Origin of the sequence: Moorena sp. SIO1G6 (assembly GCF_010672795.1) — a bacterium.
In the GTDB taxonomy this organism is placed as follows: Bacteria; Cyanobacteriota; Cyanobacteriia; order Cyanobacteriales; family Coleofasciculaceae; genus Moorena; species Moorena producens.
The window spans coordinates 97,549-120,550 of record NZ_JAAHFZ010000002.1 but is presented as its reverse complement, the minus strand read 5'-3'; the positions used below and the strand labels follow the sequence as shown (position 1 = coordinate 120,550).

Annotated in this window: 19 protein-coding genes and 3 pseudogenes; 8 read left to right on the top strand and 14 right to left on the bottom strand. The window is 43.3% G+C overall.

All coding sequences use genetic code 11. The features are described 5' to 3' along the window. Positions 1-1,429: 1,429 nt before the first annotated feature. From F6K63_RS03430 to F6K63_RS03400, 7 genes and pseudogenes are all read right to left on the bottom strand, one after another. Positions 1,430-2,008: a Uma2 family endonuclease gene (locus F6K63_RS03430; RefSeq protein ID WP_287265224.1), complete on the bottom strand. Its 579-nt coding sequence runs from the start codon at positions 2,006-2,008 to the stop codon at positions 1,430-1,432. Between the two features lie 43 nt (positions 2,009-2,051). Continuing rightward, a complete protein-coding gene (locus F6K63_RS03425) occupies positions 2,052-3,209 on the bottom strand; it encodes a glycosyltransferase family 4 protein (protein ID WP_287310792.1) in 1,158 nt (385 codons plus the stop codon). Positions 3,210-3,229: 20 nt separating this feature from the next. Next, entirely contained in the window at positions 3,230-4,669 is a 1,440-nt protein-coding gene (locus F6K63_RS03420) for an MFS transporter (protein WP_287310791.1), read from the bottom strand. A 260-nt stretch (positions 4,670-4,929) separates the two neighbouring features. Further along, on the bottom strand, positions 4,930-5,895 hold the full coding sequence (gene recO / locus F6K63_RS03415) for a DNA repair protein RecO (protein WP_287310789.1): 966 nt from the start codon (positions 5,893-5,895) through the stop codon (positions 4,930-4,932). A gap of 114 nt (positions 5,896-6,009) precedes the next feature. Beyond that, the gene (gene deoC, locus F6K63_RS03410) at positions 6,010-6,690 is read right to left on the bottom strand and encodes a deoxyribose-phosphate aldolase (RefSeq protein ID WP_008180207.1); all 681 of its coding nucleotides are present in this window, start codon (positions 6,688-6,690) and stop codon (positions 6,010-6,012) included. Between the two features lie 101 nt (positions 6,691-6,791). After that, positions 6,792-7,472 (bottom strand): annotated as a pseudogene (gene pip / locus F6K63_RS03405) (prolyl aminopeptidase); the annotation flags it as partial. A gap of 21 nt (positions 7,473-7,493) precedes the next feature. After that, entirely contained in the window at positions 7,494-8,885 is a 1,392-nt protein-coding gene (locus tag F6K63_RS03400; protein WP_287310787.1) for an RNA-guided endonuclease InsQ/TnpB family protein, read from the bottom strand. A gap of 52 nt (positions 8,886-8,937) precedes the next feature. Here F6K63_RS03400 and tnpA point away from each other — a divergent pair. Further along, positions 8,938-9,463 (top strand): annotated as a pseudogene (tnpA, locus tag F6K63_RS03395) (IS200/IS605 family transposase). 137 nt (positions 9,464-9,600) lie between these two features. Here the strand turns inward: tnpA and F6K63_RS03390 are convergent. Then, positions 9,601-9,873, bottom strand: a pseudogene (locus tag F6K63_RS03390) (alpha/beta fold hydrolase); the annotation flags it as partial. Positions 9,874-10,028: 155 nt separating this feature from the next. Between F6K63_RS03390 and F6K63_RS03385 the strand changes: the two are divergent. Next, a complete protein-coding gene (locus F6K63_RS03385) occupies positions 10,029-11,711 on the top strand; it encodes a capsule biosynthesis protein (RefSeq protein WP_287310786.1) in 1,683 nt (560 codons plus the stop codon). A gap of 32 nt (positions 11,712-11,743) precedes the next feature. Beyond that, complete coding sequence (locus tag F6K63_RS03380) at positions 11,744-12,943, top strand: glycosyltransferase family 4 protein (protein WP_287310785.1); 1,200 nt, start codon at positions 11,744-11,746, stop codon at positions 12,941-12,943. 377 nt (positions 12,944-13,320) lie between these two features. Here F6K63_RS03380 and F6K63_RS03375 read toward each other — a convergent pair whose 3' ends face one another. Next, on the bottom strand, positions 13,321-14,025 hold the full coding sequence (locus F6K63_RS03375) for a riboflavin synthase (RefSeq protein WP_287310784.1): 705 nt from the start codon (positions 14,023-14,025) through the stop codon (positions 13,321-13,323). Continuing rightward, positions 14,010-14,198 carry a hypothetical protein gene (locus F6K63_RS03370; protein WP_287310783.1) on the bottom strand — a complete coding sequence of 63 codons (189 nt, stop codon included), beginning with the start codon at positions 14,196-14,198 and terminating at the stop codon, positions 14,010-14,012. Before F6K63_RS03370 ends, F6K63_RS03375 begins: the two co-directional genes overlap by 16 nt. A 138-nt stretch (positions 14,199-14,336) precedes the next feature. Between F6K63_RS03370 and F6K63_RS03365 the strand changes: the two genes are divergently transcribed. The 3 genes from F6K63_RS03365 (at position 14,337) to F6K63_RS03355 (ending at position 17,047) form a co-directional block, all read left to right on the top strand. Beyond that, the gene (locus tag F6K63_RS03365; RefSeq protein WP_070396955.1) at positions 14,337-14,837 is read left to right on the top strand and encodes a bifunctional nuclease family protein; all 501 of its coding nucleotides are present in this window, start codon (positions 14,337-14,339) and stop codon (positions 14,835-14,837) included. A 307-nt stretch (positions 14,838-15,144) separates the two neighbouring features. Further along, positions 15,145-16,275 (top strand): aldo/keto reductase, encoded by a 1,131-nt coding sequence (locus F6K63_RS03360; RefSeq protein WP_287310780.1) that lies wholly within the window; start codon positions 15,145-15,147, stop codon positions 16,273-16,275. Positions 16,276-16,474: 199 nt separating this feature from the next. After that, on the top strand, positions 16,475-17,047 hold the full coding sequence (locus F6K63_RS03355; protein WP_063747921.1) for a hypothetical protein: 573 nt from the start codon (positions 16,475-16,477) through the stop codon (positions 17,045-17,047). A gap of 12 nt (positions 17,048-17,059) precedes the next feature. Here F6K63_RS03355 and F6K63_RS03350 read toward each other — a convergent pair whose 3' ends face one another. Further along, positions 17,060-18,250 (bottom strand): extracellular solute-binding protein, encoded by a 1,191-nt coding sequence (locus tag F6K63_RS03350; protein WP_287310778.1) that lies wholly within the window; start codon positions 18,248-18,250, stop codon positions 17,060-17,062. Between the two features lie 506 nt (positions 18,251-18,756). Between F6K63_RS03350 and F6K63_RS03345 the strand changes: the two genes are divergently transcribed. Beyond that, positions 18,757-18,882, top strand: a complete 126-nt coding sequence (locus tag F6K63_RS03345) for a hypothetical protein (RefSeq protein WP_267871991.1) — start codon at positions 18,757-18,759, stop codon at positions 18,880-18,882. A gap of 190 nt (positions 18,883-19,072) precedes the next feature. Continuing rightward, on the top strand, positions 19,073-19,471 hold the full coding sequence (locus F6K63_RS03340) for a hypothetical protein (protein WP_008180230.1): 399 nt from the start codon (positions 19,073-19,075) through the stop codon (positions 19,469-19,471). Between the two features lie 126 nt (positions 19,472-19,597). Here the strand turns inward: F6K63_RS03340 and F6K63_RS03335 are convergent, their stop codons facing one another. The 3 genes from F6K63_RS03335 to F6K63_RS03325 all read right to left on the bottom strand — a co-directional run bounded on the left by F6K63_RS03335 (position 19,598) and on the right by F6K63_RS03325 (position 22,967). Continuing rightward, a complete protein-coding gene (locus F6K63_RS03335; protein WP_008180236.1) occupies positions 19,598-20,848 on the bottom strand; it encodes a nicotinate-nucleotide--dimethylbenzimidazole phosphoribosyltransferase in 1,251 nt (416 codons plus the stop codon). A 434-nt stretch (positions 20,849-21,282) separates the two neighbouring features. Then, the gene (locus F6K63_RS03330) at positions 21,283-22,137 is read right to left on the bottom strand and encodes a DUF2232 domain-containing protein (protein WP_008180238.1); all 855 of its coding nucleotides are present in this window, start codon (positions 22,135-22,137) and stop codon (positions 21,283-21,285) included. Positions 22,138-22,259: 122 nt separating this feature from the next. Beyond that, positions 22,260-22,967, bottom strand: a complete 708-nt coding sequence (locus F6K63_RS03325; RefSeq protein WP_008180239.1) for a Crp/Fnr family transcriptional regulator — start codon at positions 22,965-22,967, stop codon at positions 22,260-22,262. Between the last annotated feature and the right edge of the window lie 35 nt (positions 22,968-23,002).

Below are 23,002 nucleotides of genomic sequence, written 5' to 3'. Positions count from 1 at the left end.
TACCTATAATTGAGTTTTGACATAACCCAAGACTGTAGAAATTGTTAAGCACCGTGTTTAACTTGGCTACCTAAAACTTTGCAAGTAATGGCACCCTGAATAACGCCAAGACAGCTATTTTAAGGATGGGGACAGAATTTAAATTGTTACCCATTGACCATTGAGATTTTTTTATCTGGATATTATATTAATTCATTTACGGAAAAAAATCAAGTCCTATGAAGGATGATTTATCAAGTATTAAGGAAGGATGAAGTAATATCAAATCCGGTTAAATAGTTAACGTTAAGCCTTGGCTGCCTGCCACCAATGAAAATGGATCATACCACGAATAAAGTCGCCACCCCAGTATTTAAGTAGGTGGGCTTAATTATCCGTAAAATAGCGATGGCAGCATGTCACTTATGCAGAGCATTTGAGCATTTGTACATTAGCTATAGCCCCCTCATGGGTTTTAGCTTGCTCTGATAGTACATAATTCATCTGTTCTGCCACTTTGATCTACTCCCAAGTTGATCGGAACTTGGAAGACACAGGGATTCTAGTATTTTTAAGCCATGGGTTTTACCTTTTACTGTAATGAATTTCAATCAATACATTTATAGAATGATCTAACCCGGCTTGACAGTACCCTTGAGGGTACCTTTTCAGCTGCTGATCATTGTCTTGATGCAAAGCGCGAGTGGGGGGAACCCCCAAGACCGCGCTGCATCGCTATGATGGCATAACCTGAAGGGGTGACAACCAGGCTAAAAATGGCTTGGGGTAAGCTTTTCAGCCATGCTATGCCAAAAAAGATTGGGTAGATTGACAGGTTGATTAACGCCCCTATTTGCGATGGCCAAGTCTAGAAACCCTGGGGGGGAAACAATTAGCCTGTAAGCTTTGTGTGGCAAGGATTTCAGCTAGGTTGCCTTTGATAAGATGTCCCCAGCGATTCCCATACCAATTGAACTTGACCAACGAAAAAATTAGGTTTCTAGCTGAGGGGGTGACATGACCTCTAAAAAGCTTACTAGATAAAGCTTTGATGCCAATTATCTCAAAAAAGATAAACTCCCAAATTGACCCTCCTATCATTTTCTGGAAGCTCAAACCCTTATAACTACGTCCAAGGTTAGCCCAAAACAGCATGTATCTTTCAGGTGCGACCCGAAAGTGCGACCCAAGGGCGATTTACTCGCCCATTGGAAAGCGCACTTTGAGCGAATTTAATTCTTAATGCGGAAAGCGCACCTGAAGTAACAGATGGGCTGAACATATTACCCAGTAAGGATTTTAGCTTGCATATCACCCTCCCAGGTAAAGATTAATTAACAATACCTTGACAAAATACATTCTGCCTTAGCTTGTGACGAATGGCTTAGCGTGGTCAAAGGCTAATGGCACCTCAAGTAGCGTGCGCGTAGCGCATATGCTTAAAATCCTGCTAATTCCAGACTAATTCCAAGTCTAAGACAAAGCCAGGTAAAACATCTTCTCCCGATAATGTTCTGGGAGATTTCAAGACCTCTACAGGTTGATTAAGTCGATAAATTTCAACCGTCTTATGATTAGGGTCAATTAACCAACCCAAACGCAGTTGATTATCAATATACTCCTGCATTTTTTGGCGTAAGGGTTCCATATTGTCACTCTTTGAACGCAACTCCAGCACAAAATCAGGACAAAGGGGTGGGAACGTTTCTTGTTGTTCAGGGGTTAATGCATTCCATCGTTTTTGAGTAACCCAAGCTGCATCAGGGGAACGAATTGCCCCATTGGGAAGTCGAAAAGCAGTAGAGGAGTTAAAGGTAACCCCCAGTTTAGTTTGGCGATTCCATAACCAAAGTTGCCCTTCAATATCAATGTTGCGTTTTCCAGTATTCCCCCCAGTGGGTGGCATGACAATTACTTTTCCTGTAGCACTACGTTCTAAGCGTAAGTCTCGATTAGCAGCAGCAAGTTGTTCAAACTGCTCGTCAGTAACTCTGAGGCTGGGAGGAATGTTGATCGGAAGGGTATTCATGGATCAATGTCAAGTTATCGGTAACTTGCCAAACAAAAAAAAACTAAGCACGACCACTCAATTGCACAAGCCTGATTTGTACAACCTCTTCATAAAGCCTTTCGAGCTGAGTAATATTCCCACTTAAGGTATAGCGCTCTAGAACCCTTGCCCTAGCTTTGTGACCAAGCAAAGTAGTCCAATCTCTGTGGTCACGCAATAGGGGCAATAGGGTTTTAAGTTGGGATGTCACCCCATGGGTATTGAGAATTACCCCAGCACCATCCTCTAACACTTCCCCATCAGCTCCAGCATCTGTGGCTACACAAGCGACACCACAAGCCATGGCTTCCAGTAATGATAAGGACAGCCCTTCCAATAGAGAAGGTAAAATAAACACATCCGCTGCCCGCAAAATCTCAATCCGTTCTTGCTCGGAAGCCACAAATCCTAGCCAAATGACATTGTGTTCTTCACCATAAAATGGTTTCAATGAGGCTAATAACGGTCCATCACCAGCAATCACTAGCTTACTGGATTCACCCAGGTTACATTGTTTCCAGGCTCGCAGCAGCGCTTCCACATTTTTTTCCGTAGCAATGCGACCTTGATAAACAAATAGCCGTTCCGCTTTGAACTCGGATGCAAACTCAGAGGTAAACTGGGAATATCCTGGAGAATATTTCTGGACATCAACTCCATTGGGAATCACTGCTAGCTTGTGATCAGGAACCCCAACCCGGCTTAGGACATCCCGTTGGAGTTGAGAAAAGATAATCACTCGGTCGTAGTGGGCGAGAAACGGCGCATAAACTTGATAGGTCAGCAATTGGGTTCCCGATTGCAAATTGCGTCGTTTACCATCAAAGGGCGGATGGAAGGTCGCCACTAGGGGTAAATTGAGTTCGGTACAGATTTCCGGTAACAGGAAGTCTAAAGGAGATAAAGTTAAGGAAGCATGAACCAGATCAGGTTTGAGCTCCTGTAGCGATCGCTTCAAAACCTTACTGGCGGTTAGGGTTGGAATGGTATACATCTGAGACTTGTACAAGCAAGGCAGTGGTACCTCCTGACAACCCCACCAAGTCCGGTCCTCTTCTTCTTGGGCAAAGTGGAGGAAACTGACCTGGTAGCCCCGGTCGAGCAGAGCATTGGTCACTTCTCGATTGTAGGTGACGTTACCACAAAAAGGGGATTTTTTTCCGAGCCAGGCGATATGCATTCCGGTTGGTAGTTAAGTCTCTATTGATGACGTTTATTTAAATTATTTAATCTATTACCGGAAATATACCAGTTTAAGAACCCACCTAAGAACACAAGTGCTGCTAAACCAAGAAATACAGGTTGTAAACCCAACCAAGTTTCTGCGATCCCCGCTAAGGCTAATGGTAAACTCAAGGCGATATTAATAGCGTTGTTTTGTAGTCCGAAAACTTTGCCCCGCATCTGTTCTGGTGTTTCTGCCTGGATGGTAGTCTGCATCGGGATACCCACCAAAGCCCCAAACCCCCCCAATACCATTGTCATCAGTAAAGCCAGCCAGAGATTGTTAGTGAATAGGGACAACCCTACTAAGGCTACTCCCATACCTACAGAACCAGACAGACTTAAATCTACATGGGAGGTGTCATCAAACCAGTTTCCTAGGATTGCTGCACTAATCGCCATCCCAATTCCACCTGCTGCTAACAAGAAGCCAAACTGGGAAGCGGTGATCCCAGGTAGGTTTTCCGCGAGTCTTACCGCCAGAACCGCTAAAGCAGCAAAAACAGAAAACAGAATAACTTGTTGAATCATAGCATTGCGGACACTTCGATGGTGTTGTACGTAACGCAGACCATCGGCAATGTCTGCCCACACATGAGGTTGCTCAGCCTTAGACTTTCCCCGATTTTCACCCGTTCTCAGTAACAACAACACTAATCCTGCGATCGCATAAGACCCTCCTACCAAAACTTCTTTCCCCAAGTACACGCCGACATGTAGCTGAGCTCCCAACCTATCCGCTAAGGCTAACAACGGTTCACCCACAGCAAAACCAATGATTAAGGAAGCCATCATGGTTGTAGTATATAGGGAGTTGGCCGATAGTAGGTGCTGCGATTTCACAATCAAGGGAATTACCGCTTGTTCTGCTGGGGCAAAAAATTGGGTCAGGGTAGAGACTAGAAACGTAATCACTAATAAGACGTAAAAGCCTAGTGGCAGATTCGAGACTGATGTCGAGCCTTGAGTTAAAGACAACAACCCAGGCACTAACAACACTAGTGCCCCTCGCAACAGATTGGTTAGCACCAGCACATCTTTTTTTGACCACCGATCCACATAGACGCCAGCCAAGGAACCAAATAGAACGGCTGGGATGGTAAAGGCAATCATGATCGCTGATACCCAGCCACTGATAGTTTGATCAGCGTCTTGAAAGCGACTGGTTATCAACGCAATCATTAACACCAGATAAACTTTGTCTGCTAGCTGAGAGAAGACTTGACCACTCCATAGGGCTAAGAAGTTGGAATTTTTTAGAACTGGTAGAAATCCTTTATCCGGTGATGAATCCAGTTCCTGATCCCTTAGCTCATCACTTCTCGATGAGGGTTTTGCCACCAAATCAGACTTGGTGAAATCAGACTTGGGGTCTGGGGAGTGTTTTTGTTTTTTTCCAGGCTCCGATGATTGCATTCTGGCTTTTATGGGTTAGGCTTTTTTATTACCAGTAACAACTTTTTTAGATAGTCATACCGTTACTATGAATGGATGATTAAATCGGGAATTTGTAATTAGTAAATGGTAATTAGTAATTGATAATTGAATCCCTTAATCTTGCTGCTTTTCAACACCAAAATTAGATTGTCATTACCCATTAACTATTATTTATTACCCATTATTTATTACCTATTACCTATTACCTATTACCTATTAACAGACCCGGATTATGAGTATTAGTTAACAGACGACAACGCATCCACTAAAGCCGCTGAACGAATTGAGCGACCAAAGTGATACTGAGCATAGTCTCGTAAAATTCGCTCCAGCTTCACCCAGAGTGAATCTACAGACTCAGCCGCCTTCCACCCTGCCAATTGGTCTTTTAATAGTGTAGTCAGCTGAGGTAATTCAGCAGCTGCCAGTTCTTGAAGCAGGGTTAATTCCAGAGCATTCAGGCTATGATTTACTCGTGGAGGAGGGGATAGTAGGACATTACTATCAGTGTTGCCAGTGGTTTGAGTCAACCTCTCTACTTTATTCGGAATAGTTCGATTCGGAATAGTTCGATTCGGAATAGTTGGATTGGGTAAATCCTTCATATTGGACTCATGACTGACTAAACTAATAGTGCCACCTGCTTCTACACTAAAACCAACCCGCCAATTCGGGTCATTCAAATCTGGCCTTAAAGTGTGTTGTGTGATACAACAAAGTTGCACTTGAGGTGCTATTCCGGCCAGGGCAAGCAGGTGAAAGACACCATGGGACAAATGGGCTAACACTAAAGACAACCCTGAGGGATTAGCCGTAATTTTAGGTAACTGCTCCAGACGCCGTAGATGTTCATTAAGTAGTTCGTAAAGTTCTTCCTGAGGCTGCTCACTCAAAGCATGACAGAGAACTAATTCTGCCAGATACTGACTAGCTGCCAGTTTACTGAGCTCCTGACTCAATCCTGGGTAGGATTCTGTAGTTTCTGCTTGGATAATTTTATCTAGCGATCGCCCTTTTGCCAGCAGTAGTTGATTGACCACAAACAAGCCACTCCTACCACCTAATTTCGATTTCTGCTTCCTTGCCCCTGGTGCCACTACCCGAATCAGACCCAACTCCCTAGTTAAAATTGTCACCAACCTGTCCGCTTCCCCCAGCGGTATACTTTTCAGATTAATTCCAGTGGCTTTGTAGGTTTGACTCATTCGTCATTATTACTTGCTAATTTTTAATTTTTAATTTTTAATTTTTAATTTTTAATTTTTAATTTTTAATTTTTAATTTTTAATTTTTAATTTTTAATTTTTAATTTTTAATTTTTAATTTTTAATTTCCAAGTTATCCCGTTGTCGCAGCAAGTCAGGACCACGAGACGTGCCTAGCCTAGTTGCTCCAGCAACGACTAAATCCAAAGCTTGCTCGATGGTTCGGATACCTCCTGATGCCTTGATTCCAACTTGCCCCTTGGTGACTTTTTTCAAAAATCGGACATCATCAATTGTGGCACCACCATTCCAGCCAGTGCTGGTTTTGATAAATTGCGCCCCAGCATCCATACAGATTTCCGCAGCAAGACGTTTTTCCGTATCACTCAGCACAGTAGTTTCCAAGATGACTTTGACGGTTTTACCCGTTTCTTCACAGATTTGGGCAATTTCTTGGTAAAGTTCCTCGGTTTTACCGGCTTTCAAACCACCGAGGTGAATCATTACATCCAGCTCTGTCGCTCCATTTTCCACTGCCTCTTGGGCTTCATAAAGCTTAGCAGTGGGTGTTGTGGCACCAATCGGAAAACCAATCACGGTACAAACCTTTGGTACTCTACTGTGGAGGAGTTCAGCCGCTTGTTTGACGTAAACTGGCGGGACACACACTGTAGCAAACTTATATTGGTCTGCCTCTTGACACCATTTTTCCACCTGCTCTGGTGTAGCCGTGGGAATAAGCAGGGCATGGTCGATTATGGGAGCAATATCAATGTCTGGATAGTCTATATCCATCGCTATATAAGATACTTAAGTAAAAATCAACCAACTTCTCAGTATAACAGTTAACAGTCAACCGTTAACCGTGTCAGGCTAACAAGGCTGCTGTCACCCAGTCAGGTCAAAAACTTATCCGTTGCTTCGATCAAAGCACTGCGAATACCTGGTTCTGCCATGGAATGACCGGCATCAGGTACCACAATCAACTCAGCTTCTGGCCAAGCCTGATGTAATTCCCAAGCTGATACCATCGGACACACCACATCATAGCGTCCCTGGACAATCACCCCAGGGATAGATTTAATCCGGTCTACATTCCTGAGTAACTGGTCTTCTGGTTCAAAAAAGCCTTTATTGACAAAGTAATGACACTCAATTCTGGCAAATGCATCAGCAAATTCACCCTCACCAAACTTTTGGATCAGGGTTGGGTCTTGGAAGAGTTTACTGGTACTTGCTTCCCAAATTGACCAAGCCCGAGCTGCTGAATTGCGGGTTTAAGGATCCGGACTGGTCAACCGTTGATAGTAAGCAGAAATTAGATCATGGCGTTCTGCTTGTGGAATCGGCTTGATATAGTCTTCCCAAGCATCAGGGAAAATATAGCTTGCTCCCTCCTGATAGAACCAAAGAATTTCTTTTTGCCTAAGCATAAAAATTCCCCGCAATATCAGTCCTAGACAGCGTTCAGGATGGGTTTGACTATAGGCTAAAGAAAGAGTGCTACCCCAACTACCGCCAAAAACTACCCACTGGTCAATACCCAGTTTTACTCGCAGTTTTTCGATATCACTAAGTGATGTACCACACACGCTCCGCTACGCTTTCAGTGTGGGCTTCTGATGCTCATAAAGAGCGGTCAGAGCTTCCTTTGAGGTACTATTAGTAGTAGATTCAACAACTACAGGCTTCCCTCTACGGCGTTTTATAGTCGGGAACACATCCAGCCCGACTCGCTTTATGTTGATTGATGCGTTGACATCTCTATCGACAATCAGCTTTAATTCCTGATCGAAATACTCTCGCATATCTCGGTCGGTGAACACAAATTCATCTCGATAAGAGAGGAGTTGAGATGTGTAATTTGGCTTGACTTCGACTACACTGGCGTTAGCTTTTGCGGCTACCTGACCCAGCACTTCAAAGAACTGACCAAAGCCTGCATCTAACCAAGACTTGTTAAGTCCTGATTTTGATGATTGACCATTGGATAAGAACGTACCATCTCGCCCTCGTTTAGGAGTATTGCGACGAGTTAAACCCTTGAGGTTCAGCTTCTCGTGAAAGAAGACTTTCTTACCTGTATTCACCAGTTGATGAGCAGTTTTGTACTGGAAATCTTCACGACTCCTAGCTATCTGTTGATGAATACGGGCTTCCCGTTTTGCTAGTTTACGTCTGGCTTTACTTCCTTTTTTACGCTTATTTTTGCGTTGAGAAACTGTGGTTAACTTGTCTTGATTCCGACGAAGTGGTTTAAGGGAGAGGAGTTTCTTGCCATCGGATATTGCTAGATAAAAGCCTCTATCTAGAACAGCATCCATTCCAATTGAGTTTTCCCAAGTAGGAATAATGTCATCAGGGTTGAACTCCGGCACTGACTTATCCTCTAGGCTCAGGTTGCAGTACCATCCGTCAGCTTTCCTTGTAATTGATAGCTGTTTTAAGTTTGCACTATCAGGTAACGGTCTGTGTATTCTCAGCTTAATCAAACCAATTTTAGGAACTTGAACAAACAACCATTTTCCGTTAACAGTACAGAACTTTAACCAAGAATTATCAGCATTTGGAAAGTTTAACGTCCGATATCTGGCAACATTCTTAAATCGAGGCTTGCCACTGCGTTTACCATTTTTGTCATCTGCTATAAACCTGTTAAAAGCGTTTTTTACTCTTGTACAGACATCTTGCAAAACAGTTGAATAAACCTCAGTAAAGTCTATCAACTCTCCAGACCATCCAATCTTAACCAAGTCTTTCTTGATAACTGGAAGTTGCTTTTTCTGGCTGTAGAAATTGGGCTGATCTTTAAGCTCCGGAAGGTAACAGATTAATGGACAGGCATTGACCGGACATCTATTTTTCTGCCACCAATCAAAACGCTCACCCAACATCCGGTTATACCAATATCGACCAACTCGCAGCCACTGGTTCAGTGTGAGTGTTTGTTGAGTCTCTGGATATAGTCGATATTGATACGTGTATTTCATTGGTGTTAACTTTTAAGCTACACTGATTATAGCAGACAACAGCAGGATTGTTATGAAGAATGACTTTTTATCCAAGGGTCGGTCTGTCTGTGACCTTAAAGCTCATCTCGTCTTGACGACCAAGTATCGTCGCAAAGTCTTTACTGGTGAGATGATTAGCCGTTTACATGAAATTTTTGAAAACTTACTTCAACAACAAGAATGTCAGCTTGTTAGCCTTGATGGGGAAAAAGACCATGTTAACCTGCTGTTCCAGTATCACCCTGACATTCACCTGAGTAAACTGGTTAACTCATTAGACATCTCCAGACACTCGGTTTTGACCCAGGCAGTGCAAGGGTTTGAGGTTAATTTTTGGAGATGTCTATTGAAGAGTGTCTCAAGCCGAAAAATAAGAGTAGAATTTGGTGAACAACTAGCCATAATTTACTACAAAAAACCTGCACAAGTGGAATAGTTCTTACTTTATTGCTAGTTGTGGTGGCGTTACTATTTCTACTCTTAAAAAGTACATTGAAAACCAAGACACTCCTGAGATGAGCAACAAAAACCCTGCACAAAATTCATCCCGGAGATGAAACCTGATTAATAGTGGAGCCTTACTACAAAAAGATTTAACCCTTAACTCACAGACTGCCAACTATAAAGGCTCCACTATTCTTGCGGTAACTTCTGACCACGCTCACGCTACGCTTTGAGACGTGGGATGAATTTTGTCAGAAGCTAAATCCCAGGTAGTGTTCTGCTCAAGTTCAGCATGGGGGATACTTTTACCACAACCCCGTTGGTCAAACATGACAATTCGCCATTTCCGTGGGTCAAAGTATTGGCGATAAACCGGTTGGCTACCACCTCCTGGTCCTCCGTGTAACACCACTACTGGCTGACCTTGTGGGTTACCGGACTCTTCAAAATAAATGGTGTGGAGGTTAGAAACTGTTAGGGTTTGCTGGTTGTAAGCTTCGATGGGGGGATAGAGTTCTCGCATAGTTTTGGCTTGGGGTTACAGTTACGATTACATAAAGTACATACAAAAATAATTATCTCCAAACCTCTATGGTGAACGTAATATCCTAGTAATCCGGCTTAGCTGAGTGTCACCTGCTCACACTCAACCGTCAACCGTCAACTGTAAACTATCAAATGATCAAAGAGTTTCTCAAGCGGAACAAATCCCTTCATCGCAGGGTTAAGCTCTATAAGCGCAGACAGCGCATTATTCGAGATCAGCCCAGGTGGGATTTGGTCTTGAAAGGGTCTCTAAACCAATGGCAAAATGCCCTAAAGGCTGCCCAAACTGGCTCTAAGATTCTGGTAGCTACTAGTGTGGGTGGGGAAATCCATTCCATCACTTTAGAAAGTCTACTAGCAGTGGGCTTAACCCTCAGGGGTGCTCAAGTTCACATTTTGCTCTGTGATGGTATTTTACCGGCTTGTTTTTGGTGTGATGTTAGTTTTTATCCCAAACAGGACTTGTTTGTAAATCATGGTCCTAAACGTGACTTATGTAACGACTGCTTTCCCCTAGCCGATCGGATCTATAAGCCTCTAGGATTGACTATCCATCGCTACAGTGAATTTCTCACAGATACAGATTACCAACAGGCCAAGGAGATAGCTAGCAGTCTCACTATTGCTGAAATTGAAAAGTACACCCTAAATGGGGTAGCTGTAGGAGAACACGCTTTAGCGGGAGCTCTGCGATTTTATGCTCGTGCTTCCCTGGAAGGGGAACCCAATGCTGAGCCGATTCTCAAGCGTTACTTCCAAGCCGCAATCCTGACCACTTGGGCAACCCGTCGGCTGCTGCAAACGGTTAAGGTTGAGTGTGCTGTATTTAACCACGGCATTTATGTTCCTCAGGGGTTGACTGGTGAAGTAGCCCGTCAGCAAGGGGTGCGAGTGGTGAACTGGAATCCTGCTTATCGCAAACAATGCTTTATCTTTAGTCACCATCAAACCTATCATCACCAGCTGATGTGGGAGCCAGTAAGTAATTGGGAAACTATACCGTGGACTTCCCAGATGGAACAGCAGTTGATGGACTATTTGAAAAGTCGCTGGCAAGGAACTCAGGATTGGATTTGGTTCCATGAAAGTCCTCAGTTTGACCTGACCAAGATTACTGATGCGGTAGGAGTAGACTTTTCTCGTCCTTGTATTGGGTTACTGACTAATGTGATGTGGGATGCTCAACTCCATTACCCAGTTAATGCTTTTCCTAATATGCTGGAATGGGTATTGACAACTATTCGGTATTTTGCTAAAAGACCAGAGTTACAGTTGTTAATTCGGATTCACCCAGCCGAGATTCGAGGGACTTTGCGATCGCGTCAACCCTTGTTTGAGGAAATTCGTCAGGTTTTCCCCACTCTGCCTCCAAATGTGTTTGTGATTCCTCCAGAAAGTACCGTTAGCACCTATGCTGCTATCCTCCAATGTAATGCGGCTCTGATCTACGGCACTAAAATGGGCGTAGAATTAACTAGCATGGGCATACCTGTAATCGTTGCAGGAGAAGCGTGGATTCGTAATAAAGGCATAACTATGGATGCCAGTTCTGTAGAGGAGTATGTTCAGTATTTAGATCAGTTACCCCTAGGGGATGGCTTACCTGAGGCAATCATAAAACGAGCAAGAAAGTATGCCTATCACTTTTTCTTCCGCCGCATGATTCCCCTAGAGATGACAACCGAAGCTAGTAATCCATCGGAATTTAAACTTCAGGTATGTGATCTCAATGAATTTATTCCTGGTCAAAGTAAAGGATTAGATGTTATTTGTGATGGCATTTTGACCGGAACAGAGTTTATCTATAGTCATTAGTTAATGACCAATTCCCAATTCTTATTTGACTAATGATAAAAATTGCTGTTGATGCTACACCAATTCGCCATAAGTTAAGTGGCATTGGAATGTATGCCTTAAATTTAATTCAGGCACTCCATAAGCTACAAAGTCAGGAAGACTTTCAGTTAAGTGTCGCCTATCAACCAAGTGTAAGAAAATGGTTATCTCGTGATTGGTCATTTCTTGAAGTGCTAACTAGGCATTTAGAGATTAAAAATCTAGAGATTAAAACTATACCGTTACCGGTTACTATCTCTAGTTTACTAGCCACTGTACCTAATCCCATTTTACCTTATTGTGAGCAATACTTAGGCAATCATGATATCGTCCATGGTACTGATCATGTGGTTTATCCCTGTCGAAAAAGCTTGCGGGTTATGACGATTCATGACCTAACTTTTATTAAATATCCTCAGTATGTTAACTCAATTGTTAAAAGCTATACTGCTCGGGTAAAACAATGTTTACGGTGGACTGATTTAGTGATTACTGTTTCCCAGTCTACTAAACAGGATATCGTCAATTACCTAGGAGTAAATCCTGACAACATCCAAGTTATTCCTCAAGCTAGCCGTTACTCTACTTTAGATTTACCCAATACACTAGATTTACCGAATAACACGGTTCAGTCTTTGGTGACATCAGTTAATTACGACTTCGCCCAACCCTATATTTTATTTGTGAGTACTCTTGAGCCTAGGAAAAATATTAATACTATGATTGCAGCATTTAATTATTTAAAACAACGGCATCAAATTGAGCATCAGTTAGTACTGATTGGACAAAAAGGATGGTGCTATGAATCTATTTTTTCTGCTATTGCTAGTTCCCCGTGGAAACACCATATTCATCATTTGGGCTACTTATCCGATCAACTAGTAGCCTGGTTTTACTCAAATGCAGATGTTTTTGTCTATCCTTCCTACTATGAAGGGTTTGGTCTGCCCGTCTTGGAAGCGATGACTTTGGGTGCTCCTGTGATTACCTCTAATACTTCATCCCTGCCTGAAGTAGCGGGAGATGCGGCAATTTTAATTGACCCTAATCAGCCAATTGAATTAGCAGATGCTATGGTCAAGGTGATCAGTAATTCTCCATTGCGGGAGGAATTGATTAGAAAGGGTAAGGAAAGAGCGATGCTATTCTCTTGGGAGAGAACGGCAAGGGAAACTCTAGCAGCCTATAGATTTTTAGTAGGAAAGGTTTAGTAGGGAAGGGAAGAGGGTGAAGAGTACTTGAGGAATCGAGTTTTGTAGATCATTAGTTAGATCATTAATTAGAACATTAATCAGAATGCGATTGACCAAAGGTCACGCTTCGCGAACGCATTTCTGTTGAACCTGATTATTCCAGAAGCTCCGGGTCAATTCCCATCACCCTTAACCGCTCTGCTAGCCGCTGTGACCGTTGCCGTTCTTGCTCTAATAGCAACCTTGCCTGTTGTGCTTGTTGAGCCTCTGTTTCGGTCCAGGTCGGAATTCAATAGAATGTGAAGTCTCAAGTGTGAAGTGTGAAGGTTGGGTTGTTTATTTGTTCACCTTTGCGTTCCCTGATCTTTCACAAAAATGAAACAGCCCTACAGGCTTCAGCCGGGGGAGGATGTCAAATACCCATGCTCTAGCAGGAATTCCGGCGAAATTTCATCCATTCCTTCAGGGGTTGGCACTCGGTTACCCAGCAACTTATCGACATATTTCCCTAAAATGTCACTTTCGATATTCACCCAATTGCCAGTCCGTAAGTGGCTAAGATTCGTATAGCTGTAACTATGGGGAATCACCGCTACTTTGAACCAACTGCCGTTGGGGTCACACTCAGCAATCGTTAGGCTGACCCCATTGACGGCAATGCTACCCTTGGGAACAAGATAACGAGCTATCTTATGCTGCCACACATCCGTCAAGGAAGCTGGTGCTGTAAAGCACATTTCCCAGGAGTTTGGTGTTTGTAAAGATTCCGTTAAGCAGCCAATACCGTCAATGTGACCTGTTACAAAATGACCCCCTAGCTTGCTACCCACACGCAAAGACGTTTCCAAATTAACGCAAGAAGTTGTCTGTAGCCTTTGTCCAAGGGTAGTGCGCCCCTGAGTTTCATCAGAAGCAGTGGTGGAGAAGCCTGTGGGCAAAACTTTCTCTACCGTTAGGCAAATTCCGTCCACTGCTACACTATCACCCGGTTCTAAATCTTGTAAGATAACATCCATAGCATCAGAGGTAGCGGAGACAATAAAGCGATCGCTTCCGATTGGTCCAATTGTGCCGAGAGCTTGAATTAATCCTGTAAACACTGTTGTTTATACTGTTCTTCTGTAAGGGGATGAACTGGTGTAACTAGACTGTTAGTAGGAAAAGAGCTGGCATAGGTTTGTGTTTTTTTAGTGAAGTGGCCAAACAAATTTCCTGAGACTAAGGCATACTTGGAGAATACAATCTTGTTGATCTCACCGAATTGGATTCTCAAGGGCTAATCTTACCGTTGACCGGTAACGTGAAAAGAACAGATCTGGCAAGCGCAAGTTTCGGTGCCCGTCTGTAAAGTACTAGTTTACCGCTTCGCTTTGATGCCCCTGATGCTGACCGTATTCTAGAGGCTAAGCTGATGATTGAAATGAGAGTTGCTGGCATTGCAGTAGATACTGTAACACGTAGCCCCATCGTGTTACTCAAAGATGTCTTAGATCGGCGTGCTCTGCCAATCTATATTGGGCAAGATCAAGCAAAGGCAATTATCAGTGCTTTGGAAAGACAAACGCCACCGCGTCCCCTGACCCATGACCTAATGGTCAATTTTCTAGAGGAGTGGAGCATAACACTGGATCGTGTTATAATACACTCTCTCCAAGATAACACATTCTATGCCAGCCTCTGTGTTAGTCAGGGTGAGACAAAGAAAGAAATTGATGCTCGACCAAGTGATGCCATTTCTATAGCCCTGCGCACTGGCAGTCCGATTTGGGTGATGGAAGAAGTTATTGCTGATGCTTCGATACCTGTAGACCAAGATAAGGATGAAGAGGAGCGTCGAGCTTTTCGGGAATTTGTATCTAATATCCGCCCAGAAGATTTTCTTCACCGTGGAGGATATAGTCGTGGTAGCTAAAGCCAAAATATTGGGATTAAACGGGATTTAACAGCAACAATATATTAATTGCTCTGTCAAAAAATTATGGAGATGTTTCTGAAAGCCTTACCATTTAGCCATTGGTGAGACTTTTCCAGATGCTCTAACCCTGATGCCATACCGCAAGTGAGCGTTGGGATAAATGGATATATCCCAAGCTATACCCCAAGCTATACCCCAAGCTATACCCCAAGACAATCGATGGCCATCAACTGAATTTTTTGCGCAACTGTTTTTTTGGGCAACGTTTTAACCAAAGATTTGATTATTCCAGCAGTTGGGGAACATGCGTTATCGGCGGTTTGGAAAAACTAATCTCCAGCTTTCAGTGTTTTCTTGTGGCACCATGCGTTGCTTAGGGTCTGAGTCAAATGCTCAGAAGACAGTGCAACAGGTAATCGCTCAAGGAATTAACCACTTGGAAACTGCCAGGGGTTACGGCAAGAGTGAAGAATACCTTGGTAACATCCTGAAAGCTGGATTGTCAGTACCACGAGACCAGCTATACATCACCACCAAGATTCCACCAACCCCTGATGCTGATTTGATGAGTAAGTGGATTAATGATTCCTTAGAACGTCTACAGCTCGATTATGTCGATTGTTTAGCAATTCATGGGATTAACACTGAAGAGCATCTGTCCTGGGTAAAGTCCGAAAGTGGCTGTATGGCAGCTGTCCAAAAAGCCGTAGCCCAGGGACGTATAAGCCACGTTGGTTTCTCAACCCACGGTTCAATAGAAGTGATTCTAGGGGCAATTCAAACAGATTTTTTTGAATTCATCAACCTGCATTACTATTACTTCTTTCAACGCAATGCTACGGCGATTGAATTGGCTGATCAGAAGGATATGGGTATCTTCATCATATCTCCTGCTGATAAAGGAGGCAAACTCTACACCCCACCACCAACGTTAGAGAAACTGTGCCATCCCTTCTCGCCACTAGAACTGAACTATCGATTTTTATTAAGCGATCCCCGCATTACTACCCTTAGTATTGGACCGGCTAACCCAGATGAGGTGACCCTGCCTTTAAGTGTCGCTAACCGAGACGAGTCTTTGAGCCCAATGGAAGTGGCAGCATTCTCTCGTTTGGAAACCCACTTGAACAATGCTCTAGGAACTGACCGCTGTAGTCAATGCTACGCTTGTCTACCTTGCCCAGAAACCATTAACATTCCAGAAGTCTTGCGGCTGCGCAATCTTGCTTTGGCTTACGACATGACCGAGTTTGGTCAATATCGCTATCAAATGTTTGAAAATGCTGGTCATTGGTTTAGGGGGGTCAAGGGAAACCGTTGTACCCAGTGTGGTGAGTGTCTTCCCCGTTGCCCCGAACAACTGGATATTCCTTCCTTACTCTCTGATACCCACCAGCGTCTTAATGGTTCTCCTAGGCGTCGTCTGTGGGGATAAGGTAGTTGGTTGAAGGTTGGTTGGTTGAAGGTTGAAGGTTGGTTGGTTGAAGGTTGGTTGGTTGGTTGAAGGTTGAAGGTTAGTTGGTTGAAGGTTGAAGGTTAGTTGGTTGAAGGTTGAAGGTTAGTTGGTTGAAGGGTTGAAGGTTGAAGGTTAATGGGTATCACTATTGATTTGACTGATGCTTTAGTGCATTCCTATGGATAAAAGAAACACCGTTAGTAAAATACATCCCTTGTCTGTTGTGCCTTGTGTATTCTGCCTTGTGTTTCTAGAGAGTTGTTTTCTGGTTGGCTGGAAGCCTGAACCAGTTTTAGCTCAAAAGACTGTAGGAGTGCAGCCGGACACAGAAGCTGTGAATTTAAATTTCCTGCAGCCAGATAATCTTCCTAATGATGGGTCTGTGATTACTGCTGATACTATCTCTCAAACTAAGCTCACTACTCCAAGTTTCTGGTGGGCTGATGAACAGTTTGGCGGTAAGCTACTGGATAATTGGTTAGCTTATCCGAGTAAACGCCGGGTAGATTTGGTAGTGAATCGCCAACTCTGGAGTCTGCTTAACTATCTGGGTAGGTATGCTTTTATTAACAAAATGGGCAACGTTGCCAGAGATTATAACTATAATACCAGAGTATTTAACCAGCGAGGAAAGCCTTTAGGAGCCTATACCTGTGATGGTAATTCCATGTGCCAGGTGGAGGTATGTATACCTGGCCAAGTCCCTTTAGCTGGGAAAGTCTCGGCCTTTTGCCAGTTATCACAAAACTAGAACAGGCAATTTTCACGTACTTCGCATTTCTTTCCACAAGGATTCATACTGCTTTTGTGTAGACTCTGGTAAGGGATGGAGGAATTCGCACTTGTTGAGAATTTCTGCTTCTGGCAGCAGTAGAGGTAAGGTTTGGATATCTTGTGGTAGCTTATTTCTTGGGATCTTAAGCAGAATCGGGGAAGCAGCATTAGTCAGTAGAGAAATTTCCTTGGCTGATTTGCTATCCCAGCAAAATTCAATCCACTTTTTGCTTAAATCCGACTCAGAGTTACTTTCTGAGGAGTCAGAAGCAGAGCTAACTGATACCGGTTTTACCCATACATCTGACCACAGGGCTGTTCCTGACTGAGGCACCACTGCCTCAATTTGGCGATCGCGTGTTCTTAGTGCCAGGATATCTGTAGACCAACCGACTGCTACCCAGGTATCCCCCAAAACTAGAGGTTTTAGGTAGTGATCCGAACTGTAAAATTTAACCTGTTTAGCCAGTTGTCGAAGTGCTGGTTTCAAGTCTTTGACTTGATTTAAATCCTGTTGATTATAGGATAAGCCTAGGTTTTTCAAGGTTAAACCAATCACTTCTCGGGGGTGGTTCAACACAGAAATGCGATCGCGTAAAGACTCACGCCACAAGTCACTCCAATCAGTGGGAGTCCAGCCTAAGGCTTTGAACTTGTCACGGCGATAGGCAATGACAGTAGCACCCCAGCGATAAGGAGCACCCCAAACTTTTCCTGAGTTGTCTAGCTGACCAGTTTGGTCACGTTTAACAAGTTTCTGGTACTCTGGCGGCAGTTGTTTCCATCCTGGCAACGTTTCTATGTTCAAAGGTTGGATCAATTCCTGCTCAATGGCTGACTTGAGCCAATAATCTCCTAAGGTAACTAAATCAGGACTTATCGGTGTCCTAGACCTAATCCGGATCAAATCTAGGAGGGAGCGATCTTGATTATTATTGGGTTTGCCTTGCTCTTTCAAGGTTGTCAGGAGTTTGAATAAAGCAGATAGTTGTTTCTCCGGGTCAAAATTTAGCTTAGCCCGTAGTGTTAAGGTCTTACGAAATTCACCCAACAGCTGAACTGGTATTGAATTTTGCAACAGCCTTACCTTTAAAGAGGCTTGTTGTCCGATATTACAACCAGATGCTAACTGACTAAGGGCTATGGTACTAGCACCTAGTATCAAGGAGCGTCGCTTCATAAGTATTTCTGAATTTCCTTTGGTTACCAACTCTTTGACCTTAATTTACATTGGCTCAATAGCAATTACTATAGCTATGAGCAATGAACTGACTTTTGTGACCTCTTAGACCAACAGCCATCTGCTAGATGTGGTAAGTCTAATAAATTAAAAACTACTTATAGTCTGGTTAACAAAACTAATCTAAGTCAAGGGCTAAGGCATCTGAATCTACTTTGACATCACTTTGACATCATTTGACCTCAATAATAGTTTGACTATTATTAATTGAATTTTATTAAGAGTAAGCACGATCAAAAGAACGAAAACACCAGCTATGTCTCCCTTTTCCTCCCCCTCCTCGCCCTCAACACACAGTCTTGTTTTAGACCTAACTATAAGAAATCTAAATCTGTAAGATAAAGTGATGGGGGGATAGAAATATCTCGATCAAGAAGTTAATTCACTTATTGGTTATCTTGTCAACTGCTATTAGTTGACCATCTCTCTAGGAGTTTGAGAAGGTAATGACATGGGGAAAATCATCCGTACGTTATGTATTAAAAATCACTAATGCCAAGGAATTAATTCCGAAAAAACCGATTGTGCTAATTGTGGTGCGAAACTTGGGAGAAAAGACAAGTATTAATTAATGCTGAATTAATCAGGGTAAATATCAAGATATACAGCGGCTATCTGGCATTTTTGAAAAAAATTACTCTGGGAAACAGACTCTAAGGAGTTTAGAGCTGATTTTTGACAGATTTTTGACAATAGTTAAATAAATCAGCAATTCATCGGATTTTCTTCCTTAAGTGACTAGGATAAAAATAGAACTAAGTTATGGCAGTTTTAAATCCTATGGATGAATATCAAAATCAAATCATGGCTCTAAGTCATAGAGTAGATACTCTGTGCGAATCCATCGAAAAACTCAGTTTGAAGGTTTCAGAAGGCCTTTCTGAACTCAAAAATAGTTCAAGGCAGGAAACTGAGGAATCTCAACCAACTGGCCAACCGATACCCCGGACCCACGAAAGTCAAAGTGCCATTAACCTACTGACCCAACATAAAGATGTGCTGATTGATAGTAACTCTGGGCTAGGTAGTTTCTCTAAAAATAGCAATAATAATATCTCTGCTGATATTCAAGTTCAACGCTTAACTGCCCAACTCACAGCAGCCTACAATCGGATTGCTGCCTTAGAAGAACAACTCCTAGCACAGCGAATTCATTCCTAATTGGCAGTTTTATCCAGATTAGTCTAAGGGTTGAAGGTTAATAGGGAAAACAAATCAGCACCTCTGTGATTTTCGTGCCTAACTTGGTCAGACTGTAAAGTGTTTTTTCACTGGCTCCAACAACAATCACCTCAGAGAAAGACGATATTGCTCGACCAAGTTTTCAATGGCTTGAAGTAATTCAGCCGAGTTCCAGCCCTTATAAAGGTGGGCTGCGATCGCACATCCTCCAGCACCCACACCTTCCTTGACATATCCTTGCTCATATGCCTGTAGCTGAGGATAACGAGACTGGGTAAAACTTAATTGTGTTGCCAAAAGGGGTACACTCCCAATATCTTGTGCTAATCCAACCGTGTCACCAGTCGAGTCTTCTGCCACCCAGCGAGTTGTTCCCACAACTACTTGTGCTGGTTGCCATGCTAGGGAATTACCCTCAGTAATACTGGGGTAGGGTAAAACCGACTCTGCCAATGCCTGTGCTAAGGTATAAACCGCTAGCATTTGGGTACCACCAGCGAGTAAAACGCCACAGCGACGACTAGCTGCCATTGCCATACCTGCTGCGGCAATTTGCATCGGATCTCCCACCGCTGCCACTAGCTTTAAGTGATCAAGTGGTGAGGGGGTGAGGGGGTGAGAGGATGAGGAGGTGACGGAGTATAAAGGTGCGGGGTGGTAGGGGTGAGACGGTGAATTTTTCTTCCTAGGTTCGCTTTTGGGAAGCTCCCCGGCTCCCCTACCCGCTAACCCAGCTCGTTGTAACCCCAGCTCCACCACCTCCCACTTTTGAGCATGATTGCACTGGGGATGGCTACTGTTAACCTTGCCAGCTGCATCAATCCCCAAGCCAGTGAGCAGGCTAAGTGCGGTGGTAGTTCCCCCAACCACACACTCACTAATAATCAGATAGCTATCACCAACCACACTTGCTAGCTTTTCTCCCCACTGTAAACCTTGCTCAAATAGCCGTTTCACTGTTTCGAGGGGCAAGGCATTGCCAGAAGTTAGGCACTTAGCAGGAATACCACCTAAGTCAATGGCTGGTACTGTCGGAGGGTGAGGTAAACCAGCATTGAACAGATAGATGGGTAGGTTAAATGCCTCCACTAAAGCACGGGAAATCAAGACAGGGGATACTCCCACAGTTAGAGGAGGAAGGGGATATTGAGGTTGGGGAGTAACTCCATTGACCAAAAACTCAGCATCAGCGATCGCAGTATACTGACGATCATCTGGGGTAGCGCCAGCAGCAGAAATACCTGGAATCAGGCCAGTAGCAGTGAATCCTAAAATACAAGCAAATACCGGTGAGCATCCCTGATACTGCTGTAACCACCGTTTTCCCTTTACCTGCTCGGTATAAACTCGGATCATTAGTCCTTAATTCTTAGTCCTTAGTTCTGATCTGAAATATAAAAATAAATAGAAACAAACACTACACTATAGATTAATTGTGGTGAAAGGGAACAGTAAACTTTGGATAAGGTAACAGAATCGTTTTGTAAAAGTAGCAAATCAAGTATTAACTAGTTAACTAGTTAATATTACTATTTTTTTACACACATTTTCACACACAATAGTTAGCCATATAATTCCATAAATTTCCATAAAATAAAAGAACGATTGCCATACTTACCACGGGCATAAACTGAGCTAAAGGTAATCAATCAAGCTTAAGCTCTAAGCTCCAAGGGCTCAGAGCTGATAACTGTTTGCGGAAAGCGTAGCCCTCAAGTAGCGTGTAAGCTGACCTTTGAAAGTATAACAAACAGTCTCTTCGCCATCACAAGTGACCAATGACTAATAGCTCAATCGTAATCCAGCAAAACTTTTACCCAGTTTGGTGGTCTAGGAATCGGGTTTCCTAATCGGTCGAGCATGAGTAAGGCTACAATATGCACCACGAATAAATAAATGGCATTATTGATAATAATCATTACTACAGCCAGGGTTTGAACTAGAAATAGACTGGGCTGAAATAGCAACCCCAGCTTGAGAAACCACCAATCCAATAATCCTGTCACCTGGGTCATCACGTAAACCCAGAGGTCTTCCCCCAATAGAATTGAGAACAACCAAAACCGAAAAAAGAAGCCTATTGTACCAATTAGCGTACCCATGCTAATAGAAAGCAGCCAGCTAGCTCGACGTTTCCACAAAGCTCCCAGTTGCACCCCCATCAGACCATAAGGGACCAAAAAGATAATACTGCGAGTTACTCCCATCAGCACTGATAGTAACAACCCCGAAACCAGTGCTGCCATCCAGGATGCCCTACTGCCCCTCCTTAGGTAGACTAAAGCAATCGGCACTGGGAAAAACATTTTGAGTATTGGTCCTAGAGGAAAGTAATAATTAATCAGCCAAATCAAGCTGGCGGTACTGGCCAGAAACGCTGTTTCTACCATGGTTATAGGTGTCTGAGGTCTAGGGTTTAGACCATTATTCAGGCTAGGGGAGTTAGCAGAAGTGGATTGTTTGTAGACTGCCCTAGGTTCCCTCTTTTCTAGTGGGTGATTTTGCTCCCCAGTTAATTGATGCCCGATCTCAGTTACATCAGCATTGCTCTTAGGGAATTCCGTTGTTGATTTTGTGGGTTTGTTTTTAGATTGGGCAAAGAGATCTTGTGAAGCCGCTTGACCATCATCAAAAGAATCACTCATGCAAATTTAGTAACCTCTTGAGGAAAGGGACAGATGATAACAGAAGAGATACTGTTAAAGTACCCTTGCATCTTAGCCCATCTCAAATTTCTCCTCATTTGCAGATACCTTATATATCAAGACTAGATAATCATCTTTTCGAGAGCAGGCAGATCACAGATAAAAAGGGTATCGTGATCCCGCATGATCAAGCCTTTCTTCTCCAGCTTTGTCAGGACTCGTGTGACCGTCTCCCGCGCCAATCCACTGAGGCTACTTATCTCTCGATGAGGTAAGTTAGGAATCTCAGTTCCTCTTTGTTTCAATTTGCCTTGTCCTTCAGCTAGAAACAACAAGGTGTCTGCCACTCGTGAGGTACTATCTGACTCCCGCAAGCGTAGGCGTCGGTTAACCTGACGCAGACGCTTTGCCATCAACTGAGCTAAGTGGACACCAGCCAAAGGTTCCGTATGAATTAACTGGGTAAAATCCTGAGCGGGTATACTACCAATGGTTGTAGGGGTTAAGGTAATCACATCTGTTGAACGAGGTACTTCTTCTAAGGCTGCCATTTCACCAAAGATTTCTCCTTTCCCAAGAATATTGAGGGTCACCTCCTTCCCATCCAGGTTATAGGTGCGAATCTTTGCCCAACCATCTAAGATGAAATAGACAGACCCCCCCCAGTCATTCTCAAGTAAAATCACTCGATTTGCAGGATGGCTACGGGTAACCATATTAATAATGGCTTTTTTGACACTAGAATCTGGTAAGCCAGCAAAAAAAGGAGTGCTAGCCATCGAATCATGAACATTAGAGTTAACTTCAGATGAATTGTATCGGTCTTCCATGGGATCATGAGCGCTTCGTAAACACCTTGAATAGA

Excerpts from the sequence above, each read along its gene's own strand:
- F6K63_RS03430 (WP_287265224.1), bottom strand. The coding sequence starts at position 2,008 with ATGAATACCCTTCCGATCAACATTCCTCCCAGCCTCAGAGTTACTGAC.
- F6K63_RS03425 (WP_287310792.1), bottom strand. The coding sequence starts at position 3,209 with ATGCATATCGCCTGGCTCGGAAAAAAATCCCCTTTTTGTGGTAACGTC.
- F6K63_RS03420 (WP_287310791.1), bottom strand. The coding sequence starts at position 4,669 with ATGCAATCATCGGAGCCTGGAAAAAAACAAAAACACTCCCCAGACCCC.
- recO (WP_287310789.1), bottom strand. The coding sequence starts at position 5,895 with ATGAGTCAAACCTACAAAGCCACTGGAATTAATCTGAAAAGTATACCG.
- deoC (WP_008180207.1), bottom strand. The coding sequence starts at position 6,690 with ATGGATATAGACTATCCAGACATTGATATTGCTCCCATAATCGACCAT.
- F6K63_RS03400 (WP_287310787.1), bottom strand. The coding sequence starts at position 8,885 with ATGAAATACACGTATCAATATCGACTATATCCAGAGACTCAACAAACA.
- F6K63_RS03385 (WP_287310786.1), top strand. The coding sequence starts at position 10,029 with ATGATCAAAGAGTTTCTCAAGCGGAACAAATCCCTTCATCGCAGGGTT.
- F6K63_RS03380 (WP_287310785.1), top strand. The coding sequence starts at position 11,744 with ATGATAAAAATTGCTGTTGATGCTACACCAATTCGCCATAAGTTAAGT.
- F6K63_RS03365 (WP_070396955.1), top strand. The coding sequence starts at position 14,337 with ATGATTGAAATGAGAGTTGCTGGCATTGCAGTAGATACTGTAACACGT.
- F6K63_RS03360 (WP_287310780.1), top strand. The coding sequence starts at position 15,145 with ATGCGTTATCGGCGGTTTGGAAAAACTAATCTCCAGCTTTCAGTGTTT.
- F6K63_RS03355 (WP_063747921.1), top strand. The coding sequence starts at position 16,475 with ATGGATAAAAGAAACACCGTTAGTAAAATACATCCCTTGTCTGTTGTG.
- F6K63_RS03350 (WP_287310778.1), bottom strand. The coding sequence starts at position 18,250 with ATGAAGCGACGCTCCTTGATACTAGGTGCTAGTACCATAGCCCTTAGT.
- F6K63_RS03345 (WP_267871991.1), top strand. The coding sequence starts at position 18,757 with ATGACATGGGGAAAATCATCCGTACGTTATGTATTAAAAATCACTAAT.
- F6K63_RS03340 (WP_008180230.1), top strand. The coding sequence starts at position 19,073 with ATGGCAGTTTTAAATCCTATGGATGAATATCAAAATCAAATCATGGCT.
- F6K63_RS03335 (WP_008180236.1), bottom strand. The coding sequence starts at position 20,848 with ATGATCCGAGTTTATACCGAGCAGGTAAAGGGAAAACGGTGGTTACAG.
- F6K63_RS03330 (WP_008180238.1), bottom strand. The coding sequence starts at position 22,137 with ATGAGTGATTCTTTTGATGATGGTCAAGCGGCTTCACAAGATCTCTTT.
- F6K63_RS03325 (WP_008180239.1), bottom strand. The coding sequence starts at position 22,967 with ATGGAAGACCGATACAATTCATCTGAAGTTAACTCTAATGTTCATGAT.